At 70.6% G+C, this 2,922-nt stretch carries 3 protein-coding genes; all 3 read right to left on the bottom strand.

What is annotated here, in order from left to right; all coding sequences use genetic code 11:
• Nucleotides 1–183 precede the first annotated feature (183 nt).
• Nucleotides 184–552 carry a hypothetical protein gene (locus VF647_04630; protein HEX8451360.1) on the bottom strand — a complete coding sequence of 123 codons (369 nt, stop codon included), beginning with the start codon at nt 550–552 and terminating at the stop codon, nt 184–186.
• The gene (locus tag VF647_04625; protein HEX8451359.1) at nt 549–1,304 is read right to left on the bottom strand and encodes a hypothetical protein; all 756 of its coding nucleotides are present in this window, start codon (nt 1,302–1,304) and stop codon (nt 549–551) included. Before VF647_04625 ends, VF647_04630 begins: the two co-directional genes overlap by 4 nt.
• A gap of 373 nt (nt 1,305–1,677) precedes the next feature.
• The gene (locus VF647_04620) at nt 1,678–2,796 is read right to left on the bottom strand and encodes an AI-2E family transporter (GenBank protein HEX8451358.1); all 1,119 of its coding nucleotides are present in this window, start codon (nt 2,794–2,796) and stop codon (nt 1,678–1,680) included.
• Nucleotides 2,797–2,922 lie beyond the last annotated feature (126 nt).

Genomic DNA, 2,922 nt, shown 5'->3' with positions numbered 1-2,922 from the left:
GCCCGGTCCGGGATCTTCGGCGCGGAGCGAAGGATCTACTGCGCGTGGCGGGGGGCTTGTCGTCGGTGGCTGGATCCTTGGCGCGCCGCAGCAGGCCGGCCGGTGGGGCGGGCTCGCTCAGGATGACCGCGGGCGGGCTTTACGTGTTTACAGTGGCGAAATTATTCGCGACTGGAAAAGTTTTCAGGTTGTGCGGTACAGGCGGAACTCGGGGATGATCTCGCCATCGGCGCCGATGGCGACGGGGCGGTCGCCGGTGCCGGGGGCGGCGCTCCAGCGGATCGCGTCGCCCTCGGCGTCCAAGAGCGCGAGGTAGCGCGCGATGCCGGCGTGGGTGGTGTCCGCATGCAGGTAGAAGCGGTTGCCCAGGTGCTTCACCCAGATCCAATCGTCGCCGTCGTAGAGGTCCTCGTCGCTGGTGGAGGTCTCGCGGATCACCTCGCCGTCCGAGGAATCGGCGTGCCAGGCGCGCAGGGCTTCGTGGAACTCGTCGCGCGGGATCGCCGACCTGCGCGGGACGTGCTCCATCCCCCCCGAGAAACGCCCCCTCACGGGTGCCGCGCCTCCCGCCAACGCTCCGGCACCCAGAGCTGCTCGTCGAGCGGCAGGTCCACGCGCAGGTTGGAGTACTCCTCGTGGAACACGCGCGCGCCGCCCGCGACGATCTCCACTTCCATGGCGACCCATCCCCCGCCCGCGCGCTCGTAGCGGTTGAAGCGCAGGTCCTGCGCGGGCCCGCCGTTGGGGGAGGGCGACAGCAGCCTCACGAAGACGAGCCGCTCCGCGTCCACCCAGAACTGTTTGCTGGCCGTGTCGCCCTCGGCGGCGCCCACCACGTAGGCGGGGCGGCCCTGCCAGACGGCGCGGTGGAAGCGGCTCGTGTCGAAGCCGTCTTCGCGGAGGATCTGCGCGGTGCGCTCAGGGGGCTGGGCGTACACGTCGAAGCCGAGCGTCATCAGCTCGTTGCGGCCCTTCTGGCGCCGCGCCAGCGTGTCGCCGGTAAAGGTGTAGGTGCTGTCGCCCGAGAAGATCACCCCTCGCCCATCGCCGCGCTCGATGCGCAGGCGTCCCGGGATGGCGCCGTACTCCTGCCACGTCTCCTCTCGCGGCGGGCGGCCGGGAGGGGAGAAGGTGGTCTTCTGCGTGAAGGCCAGGGTGCGGTACCAGCGCCCGGCGTAGCGGCCGTGCATCGCGCGGATCAGCGACTCGCCGTCGGTGACGGCGGCGCCCGGCCCGGCCGTCGCCGCGGGGGCGCATGCGGAGGCCAGGAGGGTGGCGGCCAGAATCAGGGTGCGGAGCTTCATGGGATGCGGCGATGTAGTGCTTTCCGGTCACGTCTCGTGTGCGTGCGGGAAGCTAGCGTGCGGAGCGCCGTGGTGCCAGAACGTGTGGGGGATTCGCGCGGGGTGGACGGTACGGGGGCGGGCGGTGGGGCGAGGGCGGGCACGGGCGGCCACGCGGGGCCGCCCCTACGGGTGTGGGTGCACGGGGCGGGGGTGGGGTGGCGGCGAGGGTGGGCAGACACGCAGGTCTGCCCCTACGGAGATCGGGTCATGGGCGGGCACGGGCGCGATGAATCGCGCCCCTACCGGATTTGCGCAACGCACGCGCCGTCCTCCCCCTCACCCGCCCTGCACCCCCGCAGGCGGGGGAGGGGGCCGGGGGGAGGGGCCCTCCCTACTCCTTCACCACAGGCGCGATGCGGTCGCGGTCGGTGTCGAGGGCGCGTTCGACCCACAGGACCTGCACGAGGGTCCAGACCAGGAGGACGAGCGGGAGGGCGAGGAGGAGGCCTAGGAAGCCGAACATCCCGCCGAAAAGGACCAGGGCGAAGAGGGTGATGAAGGGGTGGATCTCGGCGCTCTGCTTCATGGCGAAGGGGGTGATGACGTACCCCTCGATCTGCTGGATGGCGAGCGCGGCCAGGGCGGTCCATCCCCCCTTGCTGGGGTCGTCCATGAAGGCGACCAGGGTGGCGGTGCCCCCGCCGACCCACGGGCCGACCAGCGGGATGAACTCCAGCGTGCCGTTCAGCAGCCCCAGCAGGAGCGCGTTGGGGACGCCGATCAGGTAGAAGAGGATGATGCTGAGGATGCCGACGCACAGCATGGCGATCGCCGTCCCTTTCAGCCACCCCACCAGCCGCTCGCCCAGCAGCTGGAAGACGCGGTACACGGCCGGCCGCTGGTCCGCGCGGACGAGGCGCAGCACCGGGTTCATCAGGTTCTCGTTGGGGTTCGCCAGCGCGAAGAGGGCGCCAAAGAACACCACCACCGGGATGAACAGCGCCTCCAGGAAGCTCATCGCGCTCCCCACGGCGTTGGCGTTCCCCACGGCGCCAGGCTTCACGAGCTGCGCGGCGCGGGGAATGCGAATGGGGGCGCCGGTCTGCTGCCGCAGCCACACCTCCCACTCCTTGATCTGCTGCTCCAGCCCCGGCCCGCGGCCCACCATGTCCCTGAGCTGCCCCACCAGAACGGGGAGCCCAAAGGTCAGCAGCGCCGCCACCCCGCCGATCACCAGCACCCCCACCAGCGCCGCCAGCCACTTCCGCTCCAGCGGCAGCTTCCGCCCCAGCGCGTTGAGACCCACGGCCACGATCGCCGCCGCGTAGATCATCAAGAGGACCTGCGCGATCGTGTCGAAGAAGCGGAACAGGATCGCCAGCCCGAACGCGAGCGCCACCGCCTTGTAGATGTGCTCCGGCTGGATCCCAACCAGCCTGGGCCCGGTGTGCGCGGCCACCGCGTCGGCGGAGATGGTGGGCTGGGCGGCGGGTGTCGGTTGGTCTGGCATCGGTGGCGGCGGTGGTGGGGAGAAACCAACAGCGGCTTCACACAGAGACACGGAGGAAAACGGAAAGAACGGGCAGGAGAAGTTCTCCGTGCCTTTCCCCTTACCTCCGCGCCCTCTGTGTGAGAC

It is taken from the genome of Longimicrobium sp., from assembly GCA_036387335.1.
Taxonomy (GTDB): domain Bacteria; phylum Gemmatimonadota; class Gemmatimonadetes; order Longimicrobiales; family Longimicrobiaceae; genus Longimicrobium.
The sequence above is the reverse complement of the archived record's forward strand: the minus strand, read 5'-3'. Positions and strand labels throughout refer to the sequence as shown.

Excerpts from the sequence above, each read along its gene's own strand:
- VF647_04625 (HEX8451359.1), bottom strand. The coding sequence starts at position 1,304 with ATGAAGCTCCGCACCCTGATTCTGGCCGCCACCCTCCTGGCCTCCGCA.
- VF647_04620 (HEX8451358.1), bottom strand. The coding sequence starts at position 2,796 with ATGCCAGACCAACCGACACCCGCCGCCCAGCCCACCATCTCCGCCGAC.